Raw genomic sequence first — 1,307 nt, 5'->3', positions numbered from 1 at the left:
GTTATATTTTTCGACAAAGATAAGCAAAAATTATCTATTGACTCCAAAAACTTGAGAATATTTAAATTAACATTTCGCAATATTTACAAATTCTTAAGAATTAATTGAGAAAGATTTTTATTTAACAACGACGTTATGCTGGGTACAGCGATTTGATAGAATTTCATAGTGGGTTATTCTGTGCTTTTTTGGGTAGCAATGGCTGAAACCCTTGCCACACCTACAAGGTGATCCTAATTAAGACGGGTAAATGAGTCAATTTCACCCACAACGATGATCTTTTTTTTGTGTAGTTTTATTGCAAAAAAAAAGTTTTTTTGACAAAAAGCACAAAGTATGATAAGTACCCAACCTATTTCTGGCTGCCAGTAGTTATTGCAGAGTGGGAGTTGGGAAGCTTTTCCAGTAATCAGTGGACTGAAAACGCAAATCTGACAACTGATGACCCTCTTTTCTTTCCTCTGGCATCAAAATGGTTTCCCAACGCAAGGTGACAGCCATCATAATTTGGTTGGCAATCTTACCGATGTCGTTTTTGACCGCGCTGCCCTGATCTCAGCGTTCGACAAAAGCTCACGCCGAGATCCGAACGGTGCGTTCATCCGGCGATGACTGGGTTTTTTAAGCGGTTGCTTACCCTGCCCGCTATTCTTAATAGCATACATCATATAAAGTCGCCCTAAAAGAGCGAGGCTTTAAACCCAATTTTTCGGTAAGTTTTGACGAAATATTGGGTGAGGATGTGTAAATCCGATGTGAATCCCTAGTCAGGGAGAATAATGTAAAGATTTATTAAATTGTAGCTTAGGATACTGTGCTGGGGGTAGAGTGTATTGTTGTTTTCAATAGTTAGGGAGAGATTAAGTTAAGATTTGTGACAAGATCGAGACAAACCAGAATTAATAGTTCCAGTGGTTCAGGGAGATGAACTGATTAGCAAGGGGGACGTTAGCAGTTTCGAGATTGGCGATTGCCTTGACAATTGCCTTGAAGCCCATATTTTTTAAGAGGTTAGCGTTACGGTAAACCGCGAAGATCCCCGAATGGTTTGGATTCGCTTGGTGCAACTCTTCAAAGTCATCGCAGTTATGAGTTAGCAGAATCCGATTTTCCTGTATATACTTTGCACGGCTACAACTTGCATTTTTTACTCAAGGACAATAATATAGTTTAAGAGTCATAATTAGAAGCAAAGCACTCATTAAAAACATGATTAACCTAGAATTCACGGAAGAAGAAAAGAACTCACTGTCTTAGGAAAGATTTCATCATCCCCATCCCCGGGTTCAACTGAAGATGGAAGTTCT

The 1,307-nt window shown here is 39.1% G+C and carries 1 protein-coding gene and 1 pseudogene; both read right to left on the bottom strand.

Translation table 11 applies throughout. From position 1 onward, the window contains the following. Positions 1-372: 372 nt before the first annotated feature. A complete protein-coding gene (locus PX481_RS21385) occupies positions 373-504 on the bottom strand; it encodes a hypothetical protein (RefSeq protein ID WP_002753613.1) in 132 nt (43 codons plus the stop codon). A 395-nt stretch (positions 505-899) separates the two neighbouring features. Further along, positions 900-1,118: pseudogene (locus tag PX481_RS29855) on the bottom strand (DUF5615 family PIN-like protein); the annotation flags it as partial. Between the last annotated feature and the right edge of the window lie 189 nt (positions 1,119-1,307).

This window comes from Microcystis sp. M53603_WE2, from assembly GCF_030065435.1.
This window is presented reverse-complemented; position numbering and strand designations above follow the sequence as displayed.

Bases quoted from the DNA above. Each gene is read 5' to 3' on its own strand.
- PX481_RS21385 (WP_002753613.1), bottom strand. From the start codon at position 504: ATGATGGCTGTCACCTTGCGTTGGGAAACCATTTTGATGCCAGAGGAA.